This window comes from Streptomyces sp. NPDC002265 (assembly GCF_040296125.1).
Classification (GTDB): domain Bacteria; phylum Actinomycetota; class Actinomycetes; order Streptomycetales; family Streptomycetaceae; genus Streptomyces.
The window spans coordinates 1-23,527 of the sequence record NZ_JBEOWS010000024.1 but is presented as its reverse complement, the minus strand read 5'-3'; the positions used below and the strand labels follow the sequence as shown (position 1 = coordinate 23,527).

The window sequence follows — 23,527 nt, the reverse complement described above, 5'->3', positions numbered from 1 at the left end:
CATCCACCGGGCGGCTCCGGCTCACCCCACCAGCCGCAGCCGCTCCCCGCACACCCCCACCCGCACCGACTGTCCCCAGGTCAGTTCCAGCGAGTCCGTCTCCATGCCGTCGCCGAAGGCGATCAGGCGCTCCGATTCGACGGTGATCCGCAGCCGGCCGTCGGCCGTGAGCTCGCCCGCGATCATTGAGGTGCCGGTGGCGGGCGAGGGCCAGGCCTCGCGGACGAACCACAGCAGGCGTTCCTCCGTACGGCCGGGCAGCCGCAGGTCCGCGCCGCGCTCCTGCCACACCGACCGGAGCCAGCCGGTCGCCCCCGTCCCGGTTCCCACCAGCACTCCGGAGGAGGCCTGGGCCTCGACGGCACCCCCGTCGCCGTCGAGCCCCAGACGGTAGCGGGCGGTCTGGTGACCGGGCGCACCCAGATAGATCTCGTTGAGGGCCACCAGGCGCTGGGTGTCGTCCGCGACGGCCTCGACCATGGTGAGTTCCTCGGTGCCGGAACCGGCGCCCCGGGCGAGGGCGGCCGGCAGCAGTGCGGCGGTGTCCGGCGCCCGGTGCCGTACGAGCACGCCCGGATTGCGTCCGGGGTCGGTGTCGACGCCCACCACGGGCTGCCCGGCGAGGTACTTGGCGACGTTCGCCACCAGCCCGTCCTGCCCGACCACCACGACGACGTCCTCGGCCGCGAACAGGAAGCGGTCCAGGTCGGCCCGCTCCACCCGGGCCTGACGCCAGGTCAGCGGTACGGCCGCGGCGACCTCGGCCAGGGCCCGCCGGGTCCGGCGGTGCCGTTCGGCGACCTCCTCGATGTCACGGCCGCGGGAGGCGAGGAAGAAGGCGGCCTGGCCGTGCGTGCCGTGCCGGGCCACCAACTCCTCGTACTCCGTGGTGCGGTGGACGATCACGGCGCGCGGGGCGAGACTCACTCCCGGTCCTGCGAACCGAGCCGGGCGAGCAGGCCCGTCAGCACGTCCGGCGACACCGTCACGCTGTCGATGCGCGGCAGGTTCTCGGCCAGCCGCGTCCCGGTGAGCGCGTGCAGCGTGGCCACGTCCACCTCGGCGTGCACCCGCAGCCAGGCCGCCTGGGCCTGCGCCCGTGCCTCGCCGACCTCGCGCGCGCCCTCGGCCTCGGCGCGGGCCAGCCGTACCGCACGGGTCGCCTCGGCCTCCGCGAGCTTGACCGTGCGGGCCGCCTCGGCCTCCGCCAGGCGTACCGCACGGGCCGCCTCCGCGCCGGCCCGCACCGCGTCGGCGGCCGCGTGCTCCTCCGCCTCGCGCCGTGCGTTCGTGCCGCGCTGGTCGACCAACTGCTCCTCGCGGCGGGCGAGTTCGATCTGGCTGGCCAGCTCGTTCTCGGCGATGGTCCGCTCGCGTTCGACGGCCACGGCCCGCCGCTCGTAGGTCGCCCGGTCGGCCTCCTGCTGGATCTGCTCGCGCGCCGGGGTGCGCAGCGCCCGCTCCACCTCCGGCTCCGGGCGCAGTGCCATCACCCGGACGGCCACCACCTCGATGCCGGTGGCGGGCAGCCGCGGCTCGGCGCCCAGCCCCGCCGCGATCCGCTCGCGCACCGCCGCCACCCCGTCGACCAGCGCCGACGACAGCGGCGTACGGGCCAGTACGTCCAGCGCGTGCTGCTGGGCCGTCTCGGTCAGCAGCGTGCCGAGCTGCTCCAGCGGGGCACCCCGCCAGCCGCCGGTGTCCGGGTCGATCGAGAAGTCCAGGCGGGCGGCCGCGACGGCCGGGTCGCCGATCCGGTAGGTGACGGTCGCCTGGACCGCGACGTCCTGGAAGTCGGAGGTGCGGGCGTGGAACGTCATGGCCAGTTCCCGGTCGTCGACCGGGATCTCGGATATCGCGGCCGTCAGCGGCCGGAACCAGAAGCTGAGTCCAGGGCCGTCGTGCACGGGCCTGCCCGAGCGGTGGTACCGGATGTGCGCCGTCGGCGCGCCGCGCAGATGGCGCCAGCCCAGGCGCCGGGTGATGTCGGCCATGGTCGATCCCCTCCCGTTTTCTCGTCATCGAGACGATAACGGAGAGGCTGTTTATCGTCAAGGGGACGAGAAGAAGGGGAGGGGAATTGGGGGAGGGGAGGGTCAGGGCGGCCCGCGATGGTCAGGATGGAGGCATGGGATTCCATGTCGACTCCGAGACCGGACGGCTGCGCCGCGTCATCCTGCACCGGCCGGATCTAGAGCTCAAGAGGCTCACCCCCAGCAACAAGGACGCCCTCCTCTTCGACGACGTGCTGTGGGTGCGCCGGGCGCGCGCCGAGCACGACGGGTTCGCGGACGTGCTGCGCGACCGCGGGGTGGCCGTCCATCTCTTCGGTGACCTGCTCGCCGAGACCCTGGCGATCCCGCAGGCCCGGGAGCTGGTCCTGGACCGCGTCTTCGACGAGAAGGAGTACGGCCCGCTCGCCACCGACCATCTGCGCGCCGCCTACGCGACCCTGCCCGCCCGCGAGCTGGCCGAGGCCCTCGTCGGCGGGGCGACCAAACGGGAGTTCCTCCAGGCGCACCAGGAGCCGGCCTCCGTGCGCTTCCACGCCATGGAGCTGGACGACTTCCTGCTCGGCCCGCTGCCCAATCACCTGTTCACCCGGGACACCTCCGCCTGGATCTACGACGGCGTCTCCATCAACGCCATGCGCTGGCCGGCCCGGCAGCGCGAGACCGTCCACTTCGAGGCGATCTACCGGCACCACCCGCTCTTCCGCGACGAGGGGTTCCATCTGTGGTCCGAGGGGCAGGCCGACTATCCCTCCACCATCGAGGGCGGGGACGTCCTGGTGATCGGCAACGGCGCCGTGCTCATCGGCATGAGCGAGCGCACCACACCCCAGGCCGTGGAGATGCTCGCGCACAAGCTGTTCGCCGCCGGCTCCGCCCGCACGATCGTGGCGCTCGACCTGCCGAAGCGGCGCGCCTTCATGCATCTCGACACCGTGATGACCATGGTCGACGGCGACACCTTCACCCAGTACGCCGGACTCGGCATGCTCCGCTCGTACACCATCGAACCGGGCTCCGGCGAGAAGGAGGTGAAGGTCACCGACCATCCGCCCGAGCACATGCACCGGGCGATCGCCGCCGCCCTCGGGCTGAGCGAGATCCGGGTGCTGACCGCCACCCAGGACGTGCACGCCGCCGAACGCGAGCAGTGGGACGACGGCTGCAACGTCCTCGCCGTCGAGCCGGGTGTGGTCGTCGCCTACGAGCGCAACGCCACCACCAACACCCATCTGCGCAAACAGGGGCTCGAGGTGATCGAGATCCCGGGCAGCGAGCTGGGGCGGGGCAGGGGCGGTCCGCGCTGCATGAGCTGCCCGGTGGAGCGGGACGCCGTATAGCCGTACGGAGGAGGCGTGGGAAGGGGGGCGCGGGCGGGGTGGAGCGGGGGCGTGACAGGGTGCGGAACAGGGTGTGTATAGAAATGCTGAATTTCGTATAGAATTCCATCCGTCCCTGTCCCTGCCCCCGCACCCGTTGGAGCGCCCCCATGGCGACAGTCCCGACCGCCCTCGCCGGCCGCCACTTCCTCAAGGAGCTGGACTTCACCGAGGACGAGTTCCGCGGTCTGATCGAGCTGTCCGCCGAGCTGAAGGCCGCCAAGAAGGCCGGGGCCGAGACGCGGTACCTCCAGGGCCGGAACATCGCGCTGATCTTCGCGAAGACCTCGACGCGCACCCGCTGCGCGTTCGAGGTCGCGGCCGCCGACCAGGGCGCCTCGACGACCTATCTCGACCCGTCCGGCTCGCAGATGGGCCACAAGGAGTCCGTACGGGACACCGCGCGCGTCCTCGGCCGCATGTTCGACGCGATCCAGTACCGGGGCGACAGCCAGGCCGGGGTCGAGGAACTGGCGAGGTACGCCGGCGTGCCCGTCTACAACGGCCTCACCGACGACTGGCACCCCACCCAGATGCTCGCCGACGTGCTGACCATGACGGAGCACAGCAGCAAGCCCCTGACGGAGATCGCCTTCGCCTACCTCGGCGACGCCCGCTTCAACATGGGCAACTCCTATCTGATCACCGGCGCCCTGCTCGGCATGGACGTACGGATCGTCGCGCCGAAGGCGTACTGGCCCGCCCAGGAGATCGTCGACCGGGCCCGTGAGCTGGCCGACGCCAGCGGTGCCCGGGTCACCCTCACCGAGGACGTCCCGGAGGGCGTCGCGGGCGCCGACTTCGTCGCCACCGACGTGTGGGTCTCCATGGGCGAGCCCAAGGAGGTCTGGGACGAGCGGATCGAGGCCCTCGCCCCGTACGCCGTGACGATGGACGTGCTGCGCGCCACCGGCAACCCCGACGTGAGGTTCCTGCACTGCCTGCCCGCGTTCCACGACCTGGGCACCCAGGTCGGGCGCGACATCCACGAGCGGCACGGCCTGGAGTACCTGGAGGTGAGCGACGAGGTCTTCGAGTCGGAGCACTCCGTCGTCTTCGACGAGGCCGAGAACCGGCTGCACACCATCAAGGCGATCCTGGTCGCGACCCTCGCCCGCTAGGACCCGTCCCAGGGCCTGTGGCGCCCGTCATCGCCCCCCGGCTCATCTGCCCCTATTCTGACCGGCGGCCCGGAATCACCCCTTCCGTGGCCGTCGCGCGACCTCCCCCGAACTCCCGGTCCGGCCGGGTGGGGGGCACCCCTGCGGTCGCACCCGCACCACCAGAAACGAGCACCACCCGCATGCCCGCTCCCGCGACCAAGCTTCGCATCAAGTCCCCTGCCCTCCTCGTCGCCGAATCCGGCGCCGACCGCGCGGGCCACGGCCTCAAGCGCACCATGGGCCTCTTCCAGCTCATCTGCTTCGGTGTGGGCGCGATCGTCGGCACCGGCATCTTCGTCGGGCTCTCCGACTCGGTGGCACAGGCTGGACCGGCCGTCGTCGTCTCCTTCGTGCTCGCCGCGATCACCTGCGTGTTCACCGCGCTGTCGTTCGCCGAGCTGGGCGGCGCGATCCCGGTCTCCGGGTCGTCGTACTCCTTCGCCTACGCCGGACTCGGCGAGACCACCGCCTTCCTGGTCGGCTGGTGCCTGCTGCTGGAGTACGGCATCTCCATCTCGGCCGTCGCGGTCGGCTGGAGCCAGTACGTCAACGAACTGCTCGACAGCCTGTTCGGCCACCAGCTCCCCGCCGCGTTGTCCGCCGGGCCGGGCGACGGCGGGGTCGTCAACCTGCCCGCCGTGATCGTCATCGCGATGGCCTGTGTGCTGCTGGTGCGCGGGGTGCGCGAGAGCGCCCGGGCCACCGCCGCCATGGCCGCGGTCAAGCTCACCATCCTGCTCGCGTTCTGCGTCATCGGCTACAGCGCCTTCAAGGACGGCAACCTCACCCCGTTCTCCCCGGCCGGGCTCGGTGGTATCGGCGCGGGCACGACGGCCGCCTTCTTCTCCTACATCGGCTTCGACGCGATCACCACGGCCGGCGAGGAGGCGAAGAACCCCCGCCGGGACATCCCGGTGGCGATCCTCGTCTGCATGGGCGTGGTGACCCTGCTGTACTGCGCGGTCGCCCTGGCCGCGATCGGCGCGATCGGCGCCGGCGAGGTGGGCGGCCGGCCCGCCGCGCTGTCGTACGTCGTCAACGAGGTCACCGGCTCCACGGTCGGCGGCGCCGTCATCGCCTTCGGCGCGGTCGTCGCCATCGCCTCGGTCGTGCTCGCGGTGATGTACGGCCAGAGCCGCATCCTGATGTCGATGTCCCGGGACGGGCTCGTCCCGCGCGTCTTCGAGAAGGTGTCGCCCCGGACCTCGACCCCCGTGGCCGGCACCCTGATCATCGCGGTCGTGTTCGCGATCCCGGCGGCCTTCGCCTCGCTGGACGCGGTGGTCAACCTGTGCACCATCGGCACCCTGGCCGTGATGGCCGTCGTCAACCTGGCGGTTCTCGCGCTGCGCCGCCGCGAGCCGGGCCTCAAGCGCACCTTCCGGGTCCCGCTCTACCCCGTCGCGCCCCTGCTCGGCATCGGCTTCTGCCTCTACCTGATGTACGAGACGGGCTGGACGACCTGGCTCCAGTTCGCCGCGTTCCTCGCGGCCGGACTCGCCGTGTACGCCGCCTACGGCCGCCGGCACTCCCGGCTGGCCACGACCGCGGCGGCCCCCGCGGCCACGGAGGCCGCGGAGGTCGTGCCGATCGGCGGGCCGGCGGCCGACGTCACCGCGGACGTCGTTGAGGCGGCACGGTAGCCAGGCGGAACCAGACCGCCTTGCCGGAGTCGGTGGGGCGGTGACCGCAGGACGAGCTCAGGGCGCGGATCAGCAGCAGACCGCGCCCGTGCTCCTGCCACGGGTCCGGTGCCGCGACGCCGGGCCGGGTGAGATCCCGCGGCGGCGCCGGGTCGGGATCGTGCACCTCGACCTGGCAGCCGGACGGCCGCAGCTCCACCACCAGCTCTATCGGAGCGGACCCGGCGGTGTGCTCCACGGCGTTCGCCACCAGCTCGGCGGTGAGCAGCTCCGCCGTGTCGCTGTCCGCGCCGTGCGGCGCCTCGGCCAGCGCCGTACGGACCAGGGCGCGGGCCACCGGCACGGCCGCGGCGGTGTGCGGCAGCGCGATGCGCCAGGAGGCGGAGGCGGAAGGGCGTTCTTGCAAGGCGAGTCCGTTCATGGCGCAGGCCACCTCGTGATCGACATCAGGCCGGCCTGCTTTCAATCCTCAGGAATGGTACGGCGCCCTCCGTCAGGTACGTACGACGGGCGTCGCCCGGGGCCAGCGCCCCGACAACGAGCGGCTTACCCGGACCGGCCCCCGGTCTCCCACGACTGCCCCGATTGTTACCGCGCTATTGATTCCCTGTGACCACCGTGACGGTTGTGACGGACGAGGCGGCATCCGGTCACACGGTGACACCACATCGGGCTATCGCGCACTCGTGACGGCAGTCAGATATCGGTGATAACTTCATGAGGTAGAGACCGGACAGGCAGTGCCCGCGCTCCCGCCCGAGGAGGCCGCCCCATGAGTCCCTTCACCGGCTCCGCCGCCCGCACCCCGGACTGGCGGCATCTGCGCGTCGAGCACGCCGACGGCGTCGCCACCGTCACCCTCTCCCGCCCCGACAAGCTCAACGCACTCACCTTCGGCGCCTACGCCGACCTGCGCGACCTGCTCGCGGAGCTGTCCCGGGAGCGGTCGGTACGGGCGCTGGTGCTGGCCGGTGAGGGGCGCGGCTTCTGCTCCGGCGGCGACGTCGACGAGATCATCGGCGCCACCCTGGCGATGGACACCGCCCAGCTCCTCGACTTCAACCGGATGACCGGGCAGGTCGTCCGGGCCGTACGGGAGTGCCCGTTCCCGGTGATCGCGGCGGTGCACGGGGTGGCGGCCGGGGCGGGAGCGGTGCTCGCGCTCGCCGCGGACTTCCGCATCGCCGACCCCTCCGCTCGCTTCGCCTTCCTCTTCACCCGTGTCGGCCTGTCCGGCGGCGACATGGGCGCGGCCTATCTGCTGCCCAGGATCGTCGGCCTCGGACACGCGACCCGGCTGCTGATGCTGGGCGAGCCGGTGCGCGCACCCGAGGCCGAGCGGATCGGCCTGATCAGCGAGCTGACGGAGGAGGGCCGCACGGCCGAGGCCGCCCACGCGCTGGCCCGCCGGCTGGCCGACGGCCCCGCCCTCGCCCACGCCCAGACGAAGGCACTGCTCACCGCGGAACTGGACATGCCGCTGGCGGCGGCGGTGGAGCTGGACGCCTCGACCCAGGCCCTGCTGATGAACGGCGAGGACTACGCCGAGTTCCACGCGGCCTTCACCGAGAAGCGCGCTCCGAAGTGGCGCGGCAGGTGAGCACCGCGATGACGCGCGAAACGGCCGACGCGACGCCTCGCGGGGTGTCCGGCGAGGCCATCGGAAGGGAGACCGCCGAGGCGAGGGGCGGGACGGCCGGGCCGGTCCGCAAGGTCGCCGTCGTCGGCGGCGGGCCCGGCGGCCTGTACACGGCGGCCCTGCTCAAACGCCTCGACCCCACCCGGGAGATCACCGTGTGGGAGCGCAACGCCCCCGACGACACCTTCGGCTTCGGGGTCGTGCTGTCCGACGAGACGCTCGGCGGCATCGAGCACGCGGACCCGGTGGTCCACGAGGCGCTCAAGGCCGAGTTCGTACGCTGGGACGACATCGACATCGTGCACCGGGGCGTGCGCCACCGCTCGGGCGGCCACGGCTTCGCCGCACTGGGCCGGCGCCGGCTGCTGGAGATCCTGCACGAGCGGTGCCGCTCGCTCGGCGTGGAGCTGCGCTTTCGCACCGAGGCGCCCGACCCGGCCCGGCTGGCGCAGGCGTACGACCTCGTCGTCGCCGCCGACGGCGTGCACAGCACCACCCGCGAGGCCTACGCCGACGTCTTCCGGCCCAGCCTGACCGGCCACCGCTGCCGTTACATCTGGCTCGCCGCGGACTTCGCCTTCGACGCCTTCCGCTTCGAGGTCGCCGAGACCGAGCACGGCGTGATGCAGCTGCACGGCTACCCCTACTCGCCCGACGCCTCGACGGTCATCGTGGAGATGCGCGAAGAGGTGTGGCGGGCGGCCGGCTTCGGCGAACTCGGCGAGGGCGAGTCGGTCGAGCGCTGCGCCAAGATCTTCTCCGAAGCGCTCGGCGGCCGGCCGCTGCGTTCGCGCAACTCCCTGTGGACCGCCTTCCGTACGGTGGTCAACGAGCGCTGGTCGCACGGCAACGTCGTCCTCCTCGGCGACGCCGCCCACACCGCCCACTTCTCCATCGGCTCCGGCACCAAACTGGCCGTCGAGGACGCCCTGGCCCTGGCGGCCTGCCTGACCGAACAGGACACGACGGCAGCGGCCCTCGCCGCCTACGAGCAGGAGCGCAAGCCCGTCGTCGCCTCCACCCAGCGCGCCGCCCGCGCCAGCCTGGAGTGGTTCGAGAACGTCGGCCTGTACCTCGGCCAGCGGCCCCGCCAGTTCGCCTTCAACCTGCTCACCCGCAGCCGCCGGGTCACCCACGACAACCTGCGGCTGCGCGACGCCCACTTCACCGATTCCGTGGAGCGCGAGTTCGGCTGCCCGCCCGGCACACCCCCGATGTTCACCCCCTTCCGGCTGCGCGGTCTGACCCTGCCCAACCGGGTCGTCGTGTCCCCCATGGACATGTACTCGGCGGTCGACGGCGTGCCGGGCGACTTCCACCTGGTCCACCTGGGCGCCCGGGCGCTGGGCGGGGCGGGGCTGGTGATGACCGAGATGGTGTGCGTGAGCGAGACGGGCCGGATCACCCCCGGCTGCACCGGCCTCTACACCGGCCGGCAGGCCGAGGCCTGGCGGCGGATCACCGACTTCGTGCACACGCGCTCGCCGGGCGCCGCCATCGGGGTGCAGCTCGGCCACAGCGGCCGCAAGGGCTCCACCCGGCTGATGTGGGAGGGCATCGACCAGTCGCTGCCCGAGGGCAACTGGCCGCTCGTGGCCGCCTCGCCGCTGCCGTACCGGCCGGACGGCCAGACCCCGCGCCAGCTCTCCCGCGCGCAACTCACCGACATCCGTGAGCAGTTCACGGCGGCCACCTGGCGTGCCGCCCGGGCCGGCTTCGACCTGCTCGAACTGCACTGCGCCCACGGCTATCTGCTCTCGGGGTTCCTCTCCCCGCTGACCAACCGGCGCACCGACGCCTACGGCGGCTCGCTCGCGAAGCGGCTGCGGTTCCCCCTGGAGGTCTTCGACGCCGTACGCGGGGTGTGGCCCGAGGAACGGCCCATGACCGTACGCATCTCGGCCACCGACTGGGCCGAGGGCGGCACCACGGCCGAGGACGCGGTCGAGATCGCCCGCGCCTTCGCCGCGCACGGCGCCGACGCGATCGACGTGTCGACCGGCCAGGTGGTGGCCGAGGAGGAGCCGGACTTCGGGCGGTCGTACCAGACACCGTTCGCCGACCGGATCCGGCACGAGGTCGGCATCCCGGTGATCGCGGTCGGCGCGATCTCCTCCTGGGACGACGTCAACTCCCTGATCCTGGCCGGGCGTACGGACCTCGTCGCGCTGGCCCGCCCGCATCTCTACGATCCGCACTGGACGTTGCACGCCGCCGCCGAGCAGGGGTACGAGGGTCCGGGCGTCGCCTGGCCCGACCCCTACCGCGCGGGCAGCCGGCCCCCGCGGACCGGACGCACGGACGCCCCCAAGCCCCGTCTGTCGCTGGGTACTTGAGGAGGTACGGAACACCGGGCGGCGGCGGGCCGGGAGGCGGCGGAGCCCGTCGTCGCCGCGGACCTTCTTGCGGCGGTGCGCGGCCTCCGGCCGGTCAGAGACCCACGAACTCCGCGCCCGTGTCCCGCAGCCGGGCGTGCAGCTCCCGGAACACCGCCGCCGAGCGCTCGCCCGGCCAGTCCGCGGGAAGCAGCCGCACGGGCAGTCCGGGGTCGGTGTAGGGCAGCCGGCGCCAGGAGTCCAGGGCGAGCAGATAGTCGCGGTAGGCCGCCTCGGGCGGGGCCTCCGCCCGGCGCTCCCAGTCGTGCAGCACGCGCGCGTGCCGGTCGAGGTACTCCTCGTGCTCCTTGGCGATCGCCGCCAGGTCCCACCAGCGGGAGACCGCCTCGACGGTGGGCGCGAAGCCCAGGTGCTCACCGCGGAAGAAGTCGACGTACGGATCGAGGTGCAGCCGCCGGAGCGTGTGCCGGGCCTCCTCGTGCAGCCGGGCCGGGGCGATCCACACGCCCGGCGCGGCGGTGCCGAAGCCGAGACCGGCCAGCCGGGAGCGCAGGACGTGCCGCTTCTGCCGCTCCGACTCCGGTACGGAGAACACGGCCAGCACCCAGCCCTCGTCGGCCGGCGGGGCCGTGGCGTAGATCCGGCGGTCGCCGTCCTCCAGCATCTGCCGGGCCTCCGGGGACAGCTCGTACCCGGCCGAGCCCTGCTCCGTACGGGCCGGCAGCAGCAGACCGCGCCGCTTGAGCCGGGACACCGACGACCGCACGGAGGGCGCGTCCACGCCGACCGCGGCCAGCAGTCTGATCAGCTCGGCGACGGGCATCGGGCCGGGCATGAAGCGGCCGTACGCGCCGTAGAGCGTGACGATGAGGGACCGGGGGGCGTGCTGCTCGGACACGTTGATCATCTTAGGTCGTCGCGGCCGTCGCGGGGCACCATCGGGTGCATCACTGCTGGTCACCCTCGGTGCGCAGGCGGAAGCGCTGGAGCTTGCCGGTCGCCGTGCGCGGCAGCGCGTCCAGGAAGACGATCTCGCGCGGACACTTGTACGGGGCCAGTTCCTCCCTGACGAAGGCGCGCAGCGCCTCCGCGTCCGCCCGTGCGCCCTCCCGCAGCACGGCGTACGCCACCACGACCTGTCCGCGCGCCTCGTCGGGCCGCCCGACCACCGCGGCCTCGACGACGTCCGGATGGCGCAGCAGCGCGTCCTCGACCTCCGGTCCAGCGATGTTGTACCCGGCCGAGATGATCATGTCGTCGGCGCGGGCGACATAGCGGAAGTAGCCGTCGGGGTCGCGGACATAGGTGTCGCCGGTGATGTTCCAGCCGTCGCGCACGTACTCCCGCTGCCGCGGGTCGGCGAGGTAGCGGCAGCCGACCGGGCCGCGCACCGCCAGCAGTCCGGGCTCCCCGTCGGGCACCGGGTTCCCGCTCCCGTCCTGCACGCGCGCGTGCCAGCCCGGCACCGGCACCCCGGTCGTGCCGGGCCGGATGTGCTCGTCAGCGGCCGAGATGAAGATGTGCAGCAGCTCGGTGGCGCCGATGCCGTTGATGACCCGCAGCCCGGTCCGCTCGTGCCAGGCCCGCCAGGTGGCCACGGGCAGGTTCTCGCCCGCGGAGACACAGCGGCGCAGCGACGACACGTCGTGCCCGTCCAGCTCGGCGAGCATCGCGCGGTACGCGGTCGGCGCGGTGAACAGCACGGAGACCCGGTGCTCGGCGATCGCGGGCAACAGCTGCCGGGGGGCGGCCTGTTCGAGCAGCAGGGTGCTGGCGCCGGCCCGCATCGGGAAGACCACGAGACCGCCCAGCCCGAAGGTGAAGCCGAGCGGGGGACTGCCCGCGAAGACGTCCTCCGGTCGGGGCTGGAGGATCTGCCGGGAGAAGGTGTCCGCGACGGCAAGGACGTCCCGGTGGAAGTGCATGCAGCCCTTGGGGCGGCCGGTGGTGCCGGAGGTGAAGGCGATCAGCGCGACGTCGTCGGCCGCCGTGTCCACGGCCCGGTACGGGGTGCCGGGCGCCGGGCGGTTGAGCAGGTCGTCGAGCCCGTCACCGCCGTACGTCGTGATCCGCAGGCCCGGCACCTCCGCCTTGGCCAGGTCGTCGACGGCCCGGATGTCGCACAGCGCGTGCCGGACCTGCGCGATCTCGCACATCGTGCGCAGCTCGTGCGGGCGTTGCTGTGCCAGCACCGTGACGGCGACCGCGCCCGCCTTCAGCACCGCCAGCCAGCAGGCGGCCAGCCACGGCGTGGTGGGGCCGCGCAGCAGGACGCGGTTGCCGGGGACGACGCCGAGGTCACCGGTGAGCAGATGGGCGAGACGGTCCACCCGGGTGCGCAGCTCCCCGTAGGTCCAGGTCCCGGCGGTGGGGGTGCGGAACACCGGGCGGCCGGGGTCGGCGTGGTTCAGGAGCTCGGCGGCGCAGTTCAGCCGTTCGGGGTAGCACAGCTCCGGCAGGTCGAAGTGGAGTTCGGGCCACTGCTCGGGCGGCGGGAGATGGTCGCGCGCGAAGGTGTCGACGTGCGCGGAGTGGATCGGGCCGGCCATGGGCGGTTCGCCCCCTTGCCGTCGTGGGCGTCGTTTGGGCTCGCGCAAGGAGCGTATCGCCTTGGTGACGACAGTCAACGGTACGCGATACCGTCGGGGGTGGGAGTGGCCGTACAGGTCAGGAGAGAGGACCGGCGATGCCCGCATTCGCGCTCGAACCGGAACATACCGTCCGATGTGCCGAACTGCGCGCCCTGGCCGCCGAACGGCTGCGTCCGATCGCCGACCGGGGTGAGCCGGGGCGCGTCAACCGGCCGCTCGTCGCGGAGCTCGGCCGACTGGGCCTGCTGGCCCGCCTGTTCACCGCCGGCGCGCTCGACCTCTGTCTGCTGCGGGAGTCCCTGGCGTACGCCTGCACCGAGGCCGAGACGGCCCTCGCCCTCCAGGGCCTGGGTGCCCACCCGGTGCACGCCCACGGCACCCCCGCCCAGCGCGAGCGCTGGCTGCCCCGGGTGGCCGACGGCAGCGCGGTGGCCGCGTTCGCGCTGAGCGAGCCCGGCGCGGGCTCGGACGCGGCGGCGCTGGCCCTGCGGGCGGAACCGGTCGGTACGACCGCGATGGCGACGGCCCTGCGGGCGGAACGGGTCGGGGCGCGCGCGACGGCGTCGCCCCGGCCGACGGAACCCGCCGAGGTGGGCGCGGTGGCCGCCTCCGGCGGGGGCACGCGGGGCGGTGATGCGCGGGGCGGTGATGCGTGGGACGGCGGCGCGAGGCTCGGCGGCGTGCGGGACGGCGGCACGCGGGGCGGTGATGCGCGGGACGGCGATGTGCGGGGCGGTGCTGTGCCGGACGGCGGCGCGCGGGGCGGTGATGCGCGGGACGGCGGCGCGAGGCTCGGCGGCGTGCGGGACGGCGGCGCGCGGCACGGTGATGCGCGGGACGGCGATGCGCGGGGCGGCGATGTGCGGGGCGGTGCTGTGCCGGACGGGGGCACGCGGGACGGTGATGCCCGGGACGGTGATGCGCGGGACGGCGGTGCGAGGCACGGTGCCGTGCGGGACGGCGATGCGCGGGACGGCGATGCGAGGCACGGTGCCGTGCGGGACGGCGCCGCGCTCGCCGCCGAGCCCGACGGTTCCTCCGGCTGGCGGCTCACCGGCGAGAAGTGCTGGATCTCCAACGCCCCCGAAGCCGACTTCTACACCGTCTTCGCCCGCACCACCCCCGGCGCGGGCGCCCGCGGCGTGACCGCGTTCCTCGTCCCCGCCGACCGCCCCGGCCTCACCGGAACCGCCCTGGACATGATCTCCCCGCACGCCATCGGCGCCCTCGGCTTCGACGCCGTACCCGTCACCGCGGACGACGTGCTCGGCGGGACCGACCGCGGCTTCCGGGTCGCCATGGACACCCTGAACCTGTTCCGGCCCAGCGTCGGTGCCTTCGCCGTCGGCATGGCCCAGGCCGCCCTGGACGCGACCGTGCTGCACACGGCCCGACGGGACGCCTTCGGCGGCAAACTGAGAGACCTTCAGACCGTCGCCCACCAGGTCGCCGAGATGGCGCTGCGCACGGAGGCGGCCCGCCTGATGGTGTACGCGGCGGCGACGGCGTACGACGAAGGCGCCCCGGACATCCCCCGGCGTGCCGCCATGGCGAAACTGCTCGCCACCGAGACCGCCCAGTACGTCGTCGACACGGCCGTCCAGCTGCACGGCGCACGGGCGCTGGAGCGCGGCCACCTGCTGGAGCACCTCTACCGCGAGGTGCGCGCCCCGCGCGTCTACGAGGGCGCGAGCGAGGTCCAACGAGGCATCATCGCCAAGGAGTTGTACGCCCAACTGGAGGTGCAGTGACCGCCGAGCGCGTCAATCCGCCCGAACTGTCCCCGCCGACCGGCTTTTCGCACGCCGTCGTCGCCACCGGGTCGCGCCTGGTCTTCCTGGCCGGCCAGACCGCGCTGGACCCGGGCGGCACGGTCGTCGGCGCGGACCTGCCCGAGCAGTTCGAGCGGGCGCTCACCAACCTGCTGACCGCGCTCAAGGCCGCCGGCGGCACCCCCGCCGACCTGGCGAGGGTCACCGTGTACACCACGGACCTCGCCGACTACCGCGCCCGCGCCCCCGAACTCGGGCGCATCTGGAGGCGGTTGGCCGGACGCGACTACCCGGCGATGGCCGTCGTAGGCGCCGTGCGGCTGTGGGACGAACAGGCGCTGGTCGAACTCGACGGCTTCGCCGTGCTGGTGTAGCGCCGTAGGGGCGACGGAGACCGGAGACCGGCGTGGATCAGGCCGCCACGGTCAAGTCGTCGGCGAACACCCGGTGGGGTGCGATCACGCTGCCGTCGGGGAGCAGTTCGCCGCTGTCGTCGAAGACGATCGCGCCGTTGCACAGCAGGCTCCAGCCCTGCTCGGGATGGGCCGAGACGATGTGCGCGGCGGCGTCCGCGGACGGGCACGAGGACCGGTGTGAACACATGGTGCACCTCCACCTGGGACGCGAGGAGTGTCGGCGGCGCTGTCGTCGCCCTCGCCTGAGAAGACCATGCGCGCGCGGCGCACCGAGCGGAACAGTCCGCCGCGAAGCGTGACAGCACCAGGACAACTCTCGGACGTCCCCGGGACGGACGATGCCGATCCGCCGACGGCAGCCGCCTCTCCGCCCGCGCGGTGATCACCCTTTCGGCTCCGCGCGCGTGCGGACACCGTGCGGCGGTGGTGCGCTGGGGTGGCACCGGCCGAGAGGAGCATCCGTGCCCGCGACCAAGACCCCGGGCGCCGGCGGGATGGACGGCAGGGCCAGTGACCTGCTGCTGCGTACCGGGCGGTTCTTCCGGCGGGGTGAGACCTCCGCCGATCTGCGCACCCTTTCCAAGGAGGGCGGGCGCAGCGGTGACGTCTTCTACCGGGACCGGTGGAGCCACGACAAGGTCGTGCGCTCCACGCACGGCGTCAACTGCACCGGTTCCTGCCGGTGGAAGGTGTACGTCAAGGACGGCATCATCACCTGGGAGACCCAGGAGACGGACTATCCGAGCGTCGGCCCGGACCGCCCCGAGTACGAGCCGCGCGGCTGCCCGCGCGGGGCCGCCTTCTCCTGGTACACGTACTCGCCGACCCGGGTGCGCTACCCGTACGTCCGCGGCGTGCTGCTGGAGATGTACCGGGAGGCGAAGGCGCGCACCGGCGACCCCGTCACCGCGTGGGCCGACATCCAGGCCGACCCCGAGCGCCGCCGCCGCTACCAGCGGGCGCGCGGCAAGGGCGGTCTGGTGCGGGCGAGCTGGGACGAGGCGGTGGAGCTGGCCGCCGCCGCGCACGTCCACACCATCAAGGCCCATGGGCCCGACCGCATCGCGGGCTTCTCGCCGATCCCCGCGATGTCGATGGTCTCGCACGCCGCCGGGGCCCGGTTCCACTCGCTCATCGGCGCTCCCATGCTGTCGTTCTACGACTGGTACGCCGATCTGCCGGTCGCCTCCCCGCAGGTCTTCGGCGACCAGACCGACGTCCCCGAGTCGGGGGACTGGTGGGACGCCGCGTACCTGATGATGTGGGGCAGCAACGTCCCGGTCACCCGCACCCCGGACGCGCACTGGATGGCCGAGGCGCGCTACCGCGGCCAGAAGGTCGTGGTCGTCTCCCCGGACTACGCCGACAACACGAAGTTCGCCGACGAGTGGCTGCACCCCCACCCCGGCACCGACGGAGCGCTCGCCCTCGCGATGGGCCATGTCGTGCTCAAGGAGTTCTTCGTCGACCGGCAGGTGCCGTTCTTCACGGACTACGTCCGGCGCTTCACCGACCTGCCGTTCCTGGTCACCCTGCGGGAGCACGACGGCGGGCACGTCCCGGACAAGTTCCTGCGTGCCCGCGACCTCGGCGACACCGCGGAGGGCGCGGAGTGGAAGACCGTCGTCCTCGACGACCGGACCGGCCGCCCGGAGGTCCCCGGCGGTTCGCTCGGCTTCCGCTGGACCGAGTCGGGCGAGGGCCGGTGGAACCTGGAACTCGGGGACCTGGAGCCCCGGCTCTCCCTGTACGGCCGGGGCGGAGCCGTCCCGGCCGAGGTGCTGCTGCCCCGCTTCGACACCGACGGCGGGCCGCACGGCCAGGGCAGCGGGGCGGTCCGGGTCGCCGGCGTCCCTGCCGTCCGGGTCGGCGGCCGTCTGGTGACGACCGTCTACGACCTGCTGCTCGCCCAGTACGGCGTCGGCCGCCTCGGACTGCCCGGCACCTGGCCGAAGGGGTACGACGACGCCTCCGTCCCCTGCACCCCGGCCTGGCAGGAGGTCCACACGTCCGTCCCGGCCGCGGCGGCCGTCCGTACCGCGCGGGAGTTCGCGGACACCGCCGAGCGGTCCCGGGGCCGCTGCATGATCCTCATGGGCGCCGGCACGAACCACTGGTTCCACTCCGAGACCATCTACCGGGCCTTCCTCGCCCTGCTCCAGCTCACCGGCTGCCAGGGCCGCAACGGCGGCGGCTGGGCGCACTACGTCGGCCAGGAGAAGTGCCGCCCGGCGACCGGCTGGGCCACCCTCGCCGCCGCGTCCGACTGGTCCCGTCCGCCGCGCCAGGCGATCGGCACCGCCTACTGGTTCCTGAACACCGACCAGTGGCGCTACGACCACTACCGCGCCGACACCCTCGCCTCCCCGCTCGGCAGCGGGGCCTTCGCCGGGATGGCGGCCGCCGACTGCCTTGCCCAGGCGACCCGTTCGGGATGGATGCCCTCCTACCCGACGTTCGACCGCAACCCGCTCGACCTGTGCGACGAGGCGGGCGACGAGGACCCGGTCGGATACGCGGTGAACCAACTCCGGGAAGGAAAACTGGGGTTCGCCGGAGAGGATCCGGACGCGCCCGCCAACTGGCCACGGATCGTGACTCTTTGGCGGGCCAATCTCCTCGGTTCGTCGGCGAAGGGCGCCGAGTACTTCCAGAAGCACCTGCTCGGCACCACCTCCTCGCTCGGCGCCCAGGAGGCCGGGCCCGGGGAGCGGCCGCGCGATGTGCGCTGGCACGAGAAGGCGCCCGAGGGAAAGCTCGACCTGCTGCTGTCACTGGACTTCCGCATGACGTCCTCCACCCTCATGTCGGACATCGTCCTGCCGGCCGCGACCTGGTACGAGAAGCACGACCTGTCCAGCACCGACATGCACCCCTACGTCCACTCCTTCACCCCGGCCGTCGACCCGCCCTGGCAGGCCCGTACCGACTTCGCCGCCTTCCACGCCCTCGCCCAGGCCTTCTCCGCGATGGCGGCGAAGCACCTGGGGGTGCGCCGCGACCTCGTCGCCACCGCCCTCCAGCACGACACCCCGGGCGAGACCGCACAGCCCGGGGGCGTCGCGCTGGACTGGCGCAAGGGCGAGTGCGAACCCGTACCGGGCAGGACCATGCCTCAACTGACCGTCGTGGAGCGGGACTACGGTGCGATCGGCGAGAAGATGGCCACCCTCGGCCCGCTGGCGGAGAAGCTCGGCCTGCCGGTCAAGGGCATCGCGTTCGACGTGGCGGAGGAGGTGCGGCTGCTCGCCGACCGGCACGGCATGCGGCTGGCCGGACCGGCGGTGGGACGGCCGCTCCTCGACACCGCCGTCAAGGCGGCGAACACGATCCTCGCCCTGTCCGGCACCACCAACGGCCACCTCGCCACCCAGGGCTTCCGCACCCTGGAGCGCCGCACCGGACAGCCGATGGCCCACCTCGCCGCCGAGCACGAGGGCAAGCGGATCACGTACGCCGACACCCAGGCGGCCCCCGTGCCGGTCATCACCTCCCCGGAGTGGTCCGGCAGCGAGTCGGGCGGGCGCCGCTACACCGCCTTCACCCTCAACACCGAGCACGCCAAGCCCTGGCACACCCTCACCGGCCGCCAGCACTTCTTCCTCGACCACGACTGGATCCACGAACTCGGCGAGGCGCTGCCCGTCTACCGGCCGCCGCTGGACATGCGGCGGCTGTTCGGCGAACGGGTCTCCACCGGGGGCGACGGCCGGGCGGAGGTGACCGTCCGCTACCTCACCCCGCACAGCAAGTGGTCCATCCACTCCGAGTACCAGGACAACCTCCTCATGCTGTCGCTCTCCCGCGGCGGCCAGAACATCTGGATGTCCCCGCAGGACGCCGAGGCGATCGGCGTACGCGACAACGACTGGATCGAGGCGGTCAACCGCAACGGCGTCGTCGCGGCCCGCGCGGTCGTCAGCCACCGCATGCCACAGGGGACGGTGTACATGCACCACGCGCAGGACCGGGTCGTCGCCACCCCCAGGACCCAGACCACCGGCAAGCGCGGCGGGACCCACAACTCCCTCACCCGGCTGCTGCTCAAGCCGACCCATCTCATCGGCGGATACGCCCAGTTGAGCTGGGCCTTCAACTACCTGGGGCCGACCGGCAACCAGCGCGACGAGATCACGGTCGTCCGGCGCCGCACCGAACCGGTGGAGTACTGACATGCGCGTCATGGCACAGATCGCGATGGTCATGAACCTCGACAAGTGCATCGGCTGCCACACCTGCTCCGTCACCTGCAAACAGGCGTGGACCAACCGCGGCGGCGTCGAGTACGTGTGGTTCAACAACGTCGAGACCCGCCCCGGACAGGGATACCCGCGCCGCTACGAGGACCAGGAGACCTGGAAGGGCGGCTGGGAGCTCAACCGCAACGGCCGGCTGAAGCTGAAGGGCGGCGGCAGGTTCTCGAAGCTCGCCCACATCTTCTCCAACCCCAGACTGCCCACCATCAGCGACTACTACGAGCCGTGGACGTACGAGTACGCCGACCTCACCGACGCACCCCTCGGCGACGACATCCCCGTCGCCGCACCGCGCTCGCTCCTCAGCGGCAAGCCCTTCGAGATCGAGTGGAGCGCCAACTGGGACGACAACCTCGGTGGCGTCAGCGAGCACGGCGCGCTCGACCCGATGGTGGCCAAGGTCCGTGAACAGGCCTCCGAGAAGGTCAGGTTCGCCTTCGAGCAGACCTTCATGTTCTATCTGCCGCGGATCTGCGAACACTGCCTGAACCCGTCCTGCGTGGCCTCCTGCCCGTCCGGCGCGATGTACAAGCGCGAGGAGGACGGCATCGTGCTGGTCGACCAGGACCAGTGCCGGGGCTGGCGCATGTGCGTGACCGGCTGCCCGTACAAGAAGGTCTACTTCAACCACCGCACCGGCAAGGCCGAGAAGTGCACGCTGTGCTACCCGCGCCTCGAAGTCGGCCTGCCCACCGTCTGTTCGGAGACCTGCGTCGGACGGCTGCGCTACCTCGGCGTCATGCTCTACGACGCCGACAAGGTCCTGGAAGCGGCCTCCGCCCCCGAGGACACCGACCTGTACGAGGCCCAGCTCGGCGTGTTCCTGGACCCCGAGGACCCCGTCGTACGCCGGGAGGCCGAACGCGCCGGTATCGCCCAGGACTGGATCGACGCGGCCCGCCGCTCACCCGTGCACGCGCTCATCAGCAGGTACAAGGTGGCGCTGCCGCTCCATCCGGAGTACCGCACGATGCCGATGGTCTGGTACATCCCACCGCTCTCCCCGGTCGTCGAGGCCCTCACCGAGACCGGCTTCGACGGCGAGGACACCGGCAACCTCTTCGGCGCGATCGACACCCTGCGCATCCCCCTGGAGTACCTCGCCGAGCTGTTCACCGCGGGCGACACCGCTCCCGTCCGCGCCTCGCTGGAGAAGCTCGCGGCCATGCGCGGCGCGATGCGCCCCGGGCTGCTCGCCGGCGAGACCTCGGGGCCGGCCCCGGTCGACGAGGAGACCGCCCGGTCGGTCGGCATGTCGGGGGAGGAGATGTACGCGATGTACCGGCTGCTCGCCCTCGCCAAGTACGAGGAGCGGTACGTGATCCCCACCGCCGCCGTCGGCGACGCACGGCGCCTGGAGGAGTCCGTCCTGCCCGACGGGTGCAGCCTCGACTACGCGGGCGGGCCCGGTATGGGCGGCTCCGGCACGGTCGGCTCCGGCCCCTACGGCGAAGGGTCCGGCGGGCCGCGGCCGATGTCCGTGGAGAACTTCCACGTCCTGCGCGACCGCCAGAGCGCCGACGCGCCCGCCGACCCCGCCCACAGCCGCGTCAACCTCCTCAACTGGGACGGCCGGGGCCACCCCGCCGGCCTGTTCCCCGGAAAACCGGGAGAGCCCGGCGCCGCCCCGCCCTCACCCGAGAACGACGAGAACGACAGGCACGACAGGCACGACAGGCACGACAAGCGAGACGAGGAGGAGAGATGACCACCCCGCACGCCGTGGTCCACGCGGCGGCCGCCCGCTGCCTGGTCTACCCCGACGGCGAGTTCCACGCCGGGCTGAGCGTCCTGCGTGCCGCCCTGGACGAACAACCCGGGCCGGGCAGAAGCGAGTTGTGCGCCTTCCTCGACCATGCGGGCAGCACCGACCCCGAACGGCTCCGGCAGGACTACGTCCGGACCTTCGACTTCTCGGGCCGCCGCTGTCTGTACCTCACCTGGTGGACCGACGGCGACACCCGCCGCCGCGGCCGGTCCCTGGTGCGCTTCAAGGAGATCTACCGGGAGCACGGATGGGAGTACGCGGACACCGGCGAACTCCCCGACTTCCTCCCGGCCGTCTGCGAGTTCTGCGCCCTCACCGGCACCGACACCCTCCTGCGCGAGCACCGCCCGGCGCTGGAACTGCTGCGCCTCGCCCTCGCCGACGCCGAGTCCCCCTGGACCGATGTCCTGCGGGCGCTCGTCGCCACCCTGCCAGGTGCCTCCCCGCGCGACCGTGCCGCCGCCCGGGCCATGGCACGCAAGGGGCCGCCGCGCGAGGACGTGGGGCTCGCACCGTTCGGCACCCCGCTGCTGGAGGTCGTCCCCCGATGAGCCTCGCCGACAGTCTCCTGTGGACAGCCATGCCGTACGTCACGATCGTCCTGCTCGTCGGCGGGATCATCTGGCGGTACCGCTACGACAAGTTCGGCTGGACCACCCGCTCCTCGCAGCTCTACGAGTCCGGGCTGCTGCGGATCGCGTCCCCGGTGTTCCACTACGGCATCCTCTTCGTCCTCGTCGGCCACCTCGTCGGACTGTTCGTCCCCGACTCCTGGACCAGCGCGCTCGGGGTGAGCGAGTCCGCGTACCACTACCTGTCCCTGTACACCGGCACGCTCGCGGGCCTGGCCACCGTCGCCGGCATCGCGCTGCTGATCTACCGCCGCCGCACCAACGGGCCGGTCTTCCTCGCCACCACCCGCAACGACAAGCTCATGTACGTCGTGCTGCTCGCCGCGATCCTGCTGGGCATGATCGCCAAACTCACCCACGCGGGAGGCCACGGCTACGACTACCGCACCACCGTCGCCCCGTGGCTGCGCAGTGTCTTCACCCTGCATCCGGACCACGCGCTGATGGACGGCGTGCCGGTCACCTACCAGATCCACGTCGTCGTGGGGTGCCTGCTCATCGCCCTCGTCCCCTACACCCGGCTGATCCACATGTTCAGCGCCCCCGTGCCCTACCTCTTCCGCCCCTACATCGTCTATCGCAGCCGTGAACGCGGTCAGCTCGGCACCCGTTCCGAGCGGCCCGGATGGGAGCGTGTGCAGTGACCGCCCGGACGGCCCGGACCCCTCGGACCACCGAGAGCCCCGCGGTGCCCGGCGCCGCCTACTGCAACCTGGTCGTCGCCACGATCGGCTTCGCCATCTCCTTCTGGGCGTGGAACCTGATCTCGCCGCTCGCGACGTCCCTGGGCGAGAAGCTCTCGCTGAGCTCCTTCGAGAAGTCGCTGATGGTCGCCGTCCCCGTACTGGTGGGCTCGCTCGGACGGGTGCCCGTCGGCGCGCTCACCGACCGCCTCGGCGCGAAGCTCATGTTCCCGCTCGTCAGCGCGCTGACCATCGTGCCCGTCCTGCTGCTGATCGTCGTGAAGGACTCCTACGCGGGTCTCCTCGTCGTCGGCTTCTTCCTCGGCCTGGGCGGCACGACCTTCGCGATCGGCGTCCCCCTCGTCAACTCCTGGTTCCCGCCCGCCCGTCGCGGCTTCGCCGTCGGCGTGTTCGGCGCGGGCATGGGCGGCGTCGCCCTCTCCGGCTACTTCACCCCCCGTATCTACAAGCACGGCGAGAGCCTGCCGTTCGTGGTGCTGGCCATCGCCCTGGCCGTCATGGCCGTCGTGGAGTTCTTCCTCCTCACCGACCGTCCCGACCGCGTCGTCCCCACCACCTCGCTGGGCAAGCGGCTGGGCGACGCCGGGCGCCTGCGGGTCACCTGGGAGCTCGCGGCCCTGTACGCGATCGGGTTCGGCGGCATCGTCGCGTTCGGCGTCTACCTGCCCACGTACCTCAAGACCTGGTACGGCCTGTCGCCCACCGACGCCGGTACCCGGGCCGCCGGATTCGCGCTCATCACCGTGATCTTCCGGCCGATCGGCGGCTGGCTGTCCGACCGCGTCCACCCCGCCGTCGTCACCGCCTGGGCCCTCGGCCTCGTGGGGCTCCTGGCGGTCTGCCAGGCCTTCGAGCCCCAGCTCGTCCCGGGCGGAACGATCTTCCTCCTGGTGATGGCGGCCGGTCTCGGCACCACCAGCGGCAGCGTGTTCGCCATGGTCGCGCGGGTCACCCCGCCGCCGAAGGTCGGCAGCGTCACCGGAATCGTCGGCGCGATGGGCGGACTCGGCGGCTTCGTCCCGCCCCTCGTCATGGGCGCCGTCTACAGCGCCAAGAGCTCCTACGCCATCGGCTTCATGCTGCTCTCCGACCTCGCCCTGGCCGGCTGCGTCTACTCCTTCGGCCGCATGCGCGAAGTGGGCCGCGAACGGCAGTCGGCCTGAGTCCGCGAAGGCCCCGGACAAGCCGCCGCGCCCCGCCGGACCCGGGTACGAAC

General features: G+C 72.5%; 17 protein-coding genes and 2 pseudogenes. 13 read left to right on the top strand and 6 right to left on the bottom strand.

Features of this window, described 5'->3' with window-relative positions; all coding sequences use genetic code 11:
- Window positions 1–21: 21 nt before the first annotated feature.
- Window positions 22–927, bottom strand: coding sequence for a hypothetical protein (locus ABT085_RS06975; RefSeq protein ID WP_351602986.1), 906 nt, complete (start codon window positions 925–927; stop codon window positions 22–24).
- Complete coding sequence (locus ABT085_RS06970) at window positions 924–1,994, bottom strand: SPFH domain-containing protein (RefSeq protein ID WP_351602983.1); 1,071 nt, start codon at window positions 1,992–1,994, stop codon at window positions 924–926. The genes ABT085_RS06975 and ABT085_RS06970 overlap by 4 nt, the downstream gene beginning before the upstream one ends.
- A 134-nt stretch (window positions 1,995–2,128) precedes the next feature.
- Between ABT085_RS06970 and ABT085_RS06965 the strand changes: the two genes are divergently transcribed.
- The 3 genes from ABT085_RS06965 to ABT085_RS06955 all read left to right on the top strand — a co-directional run bounded on the left by ABT085_RS06965 (window position 2,129) and on the right by ABT085_RS06955 (window position 6,197).
- Window positions 2,129–3,352 (top strand): arginine deiminase, encoded by a 1,224-nt coding sequence (locus ABT085_RS06965; protein WP_351602979.1) that lies wholly within the window; start codon window positions 2,129–2,131, stop codon window positions 3,350–3,352.
- A 149-nt stretch (window positions 3,353–3,501) separates the two neighbouring features.
- Window positions 3,502–4,512 (top strand): ornithine carbamoyltransferase, encoded by a 1,011-nt coding sequence (argF, locus tag ABT085_RS06960; RefSeq protein WP_351602977.1) that lies wholly within the window; start codon window positions 3,502–3,504, stop codon window positions 4,510–4,512.
- A 182-nt stretch (window positions 4,513–4,694) separates the two neighbouring features.
- A complete protein-coding gene (locus ABT085_RS06955) occupies window positions 4,695–6,197 on the top strand; it encodes an amino acid permease (RefSeq protein ID WP_351602975.1) in 1,503 nt (500 codons plus the stop codon).
- On the opposite strand, the gene ABT085_RS06950 is transcribed toward ABT085_RS06955, so the two are convergent.
- A complete protein-coding gene (locus ABT085_RS06950; RefSeq protein WP_351602973.1) occupies window positions 6,166–6,618 on the bottom strand; it encodes an ATP-binding protein in 453 nt (150 codons plus the stop codon). The two genes, ABT085_RS06955 and ABT085_RS06950, sit on opposite strands and share 32 nt — an antisense overlap.
- A 351-nt stretch (window positions 6,619–6,969) precedes the next feature.
- Between ABT085_RS06950 and ABT085_RS06945 the strand changes: the two genes are divergently transcribed.
- Window positions 6,970–7,797 (top strand): enoyl-CoA hydratase family protein, encoded by an 828-nt coding sequence (locus ABT085_RS06945; RefSeq protein WP_351602971.1) that lies wholly within the window; start codon window positions 6,970–6,972, stop codon window positions 7,795–7,797.
- A gap of 8 nt (window positions 7,798–7,805) precedes the next feature.
- Window positions 7,806–10,172, top strand: coding sequence for a bifunctional salicylyl-CoA 5-hydroxylase/oxidoreductase (locus ABT085_RS06940; protein WP_351602969.1), 2,367 nt, complete (start codon window positions 7,806–7,808; stop codon window positions 10,170–10,172).
- Window positions 10,173–10,266: 94 nt separating this feature from the next.
- Here the strand turns inward: ABT085_RS06940 and ABT085_RS06935 are convergent, their stop codons facing one another.
- On the bottom strand, window positions 10,267–11,079 hold the full coding sequence (locus ABT085_RS06935; protein WP_351602967.1) for a PaaX family transcriptional regulator: 813 nt from the start codon (window positions 11,077–11,079) through the stop codon (window positions 10,267–10,269).
- Between the two features lie 40 nt (window positions 11,080–11,119).
- The gene (locus tag ABT085_RS06930) at window positions 11,120–12,721 is read right to left on the bottom strand and encodes an AMP-binding protein (protein ID WP_351602965.1); all 1,602 of its coding nucleotides are present in this window, start codon (window positions 12,719–12,721) and stop codon (window positions 11,120–11,122) included.
- A gap of 137 nt (window positions 12,722–12,858) precedes the next feature.
- Here ABT085_RS06930 and ABT085_RS06925 point away from each other — a divergent pair.
- The 3 genes and pseudogenes from ABT085_RS06925 to ABT085_RS06915 form a co-directional block, all read left to right on the top strand.
- Window positions 12,859–13,269 (top strand): annotated as a pseudogene (locus tag ABT085_RS06925) (acyl-CoA dehydrogenase family protein); the annotation flags it as partial.
- A 483-nt stretch (window positions 13,270–13,752) separates the two neighbouring features.
- Window positions 13,753–14,514 (top strand): annotated as a pseudogene (locus ABT085_RS06920) (acyl-CoA dehydrogenase family protein); the annotation flags it as partial.
- Complete coding sequence (locus ABT085_RS06915) at window positions 14,511–14,909, top strand: RidA family protein (protein WP_351602963.1); 399 nt, start codon at window positions 14,511–14,513, stop codon at window positions 14,907–14,909. The pseudogene ABT085_RS06920 and the gene ABT085_RS06915, both read left to right, overlap by 4 nt.
- A gap of 37 nt (window positions 14,910–14,946) precedes the next feature.
- Here the strand turns inward: ABT085_RS06915 and ABT085_RS06910 are convergent, their stop codons facing one another.
- A complete protein-coding gene (locus ABT085_RS06910) occupies window positions 14,947–15,138 on the bottom strand; it encodes a DUF5999 family protein (protein ID WP_351602961.1) in 192 nt (63 codons plus the stop codon).
- Between the two features lie 307 nt (window positions 15,139–15,445).
- On the opposite strand from ABT085_RS06910, the gene ABT085_RS06905 reads away from it, so the two are divergent.
- From ABT085_RS06905 to ABT085_RS06885, 5 genes are read left to right on the top strand one after another with little or no spacing between them, the layout of a single operon-like run.
- On the top strand, window positions 15,446–19,123 hold the full coding sequence (locus ABT085_RS06905; protein WP_351603033.1) for a nitrate reductase subunit alpha: 3,678 nt from the start codon (window positions 15,446–15,448) through the stop codon (window positions 19,121–19,123).
- Between the two features lies 1 nt (window position 19,124).
- The gene (narH, locus tag ABT085_RS06900; RefSeq protein WP_351602959.1) at window positions 19,125–20,915 is read left to right on the top strand and encodes a nitrate reductase subunit beta; all 1,791 of its coding nucleotides are present in this window, start codon (window positions 19,125–19,127) and stop codon (window positions 20,913–20,915) included.
- Complete coding sequence (gene narJ / locus ABT085_RS06895; RefSeq protein ID WP_351602957.1) at window positions 20,912–21,526, top strand: nitrate reductase molybdenum cofactor assembly chaperone; 615 nt, start codon at window positions 20,912–20,914, stop codon at window positions 21,524–21,526. The genes narH and narJ overlap by 4 nt, the downstream gene beginning before the upstream one ends.
- On the top strand, window positions 21,523–22,251 hold the full coding sequence (gene narI, locus ABT085_RS06890; RefSeq protein WP_351602955.1) for a respiratory nitrate reductase subunit gamma: 729 nt from the start codon (window positions 21,523–21,525) through the stop codon (window positions 22,249–22,251). The genes narJ and narI overlap by 4 nt, the downstream gene beginning before the upstream one ends.
- A complete protein-coding gene (locus ABT085_RS06885; RefSeq protein ID WP_351602953.1) occupies window positions 22,248–23,474 on the top strand; it encodes a nitrate/nitrite transporter in 1,227 nt (408 codons plus the stop codon). Before narI ends, ABT085_RS06885 begins: the two co-directional genes overlap by 4 nt.
- Window positions 23,475–23,527 lie beyond the last annotated feature (53 nt).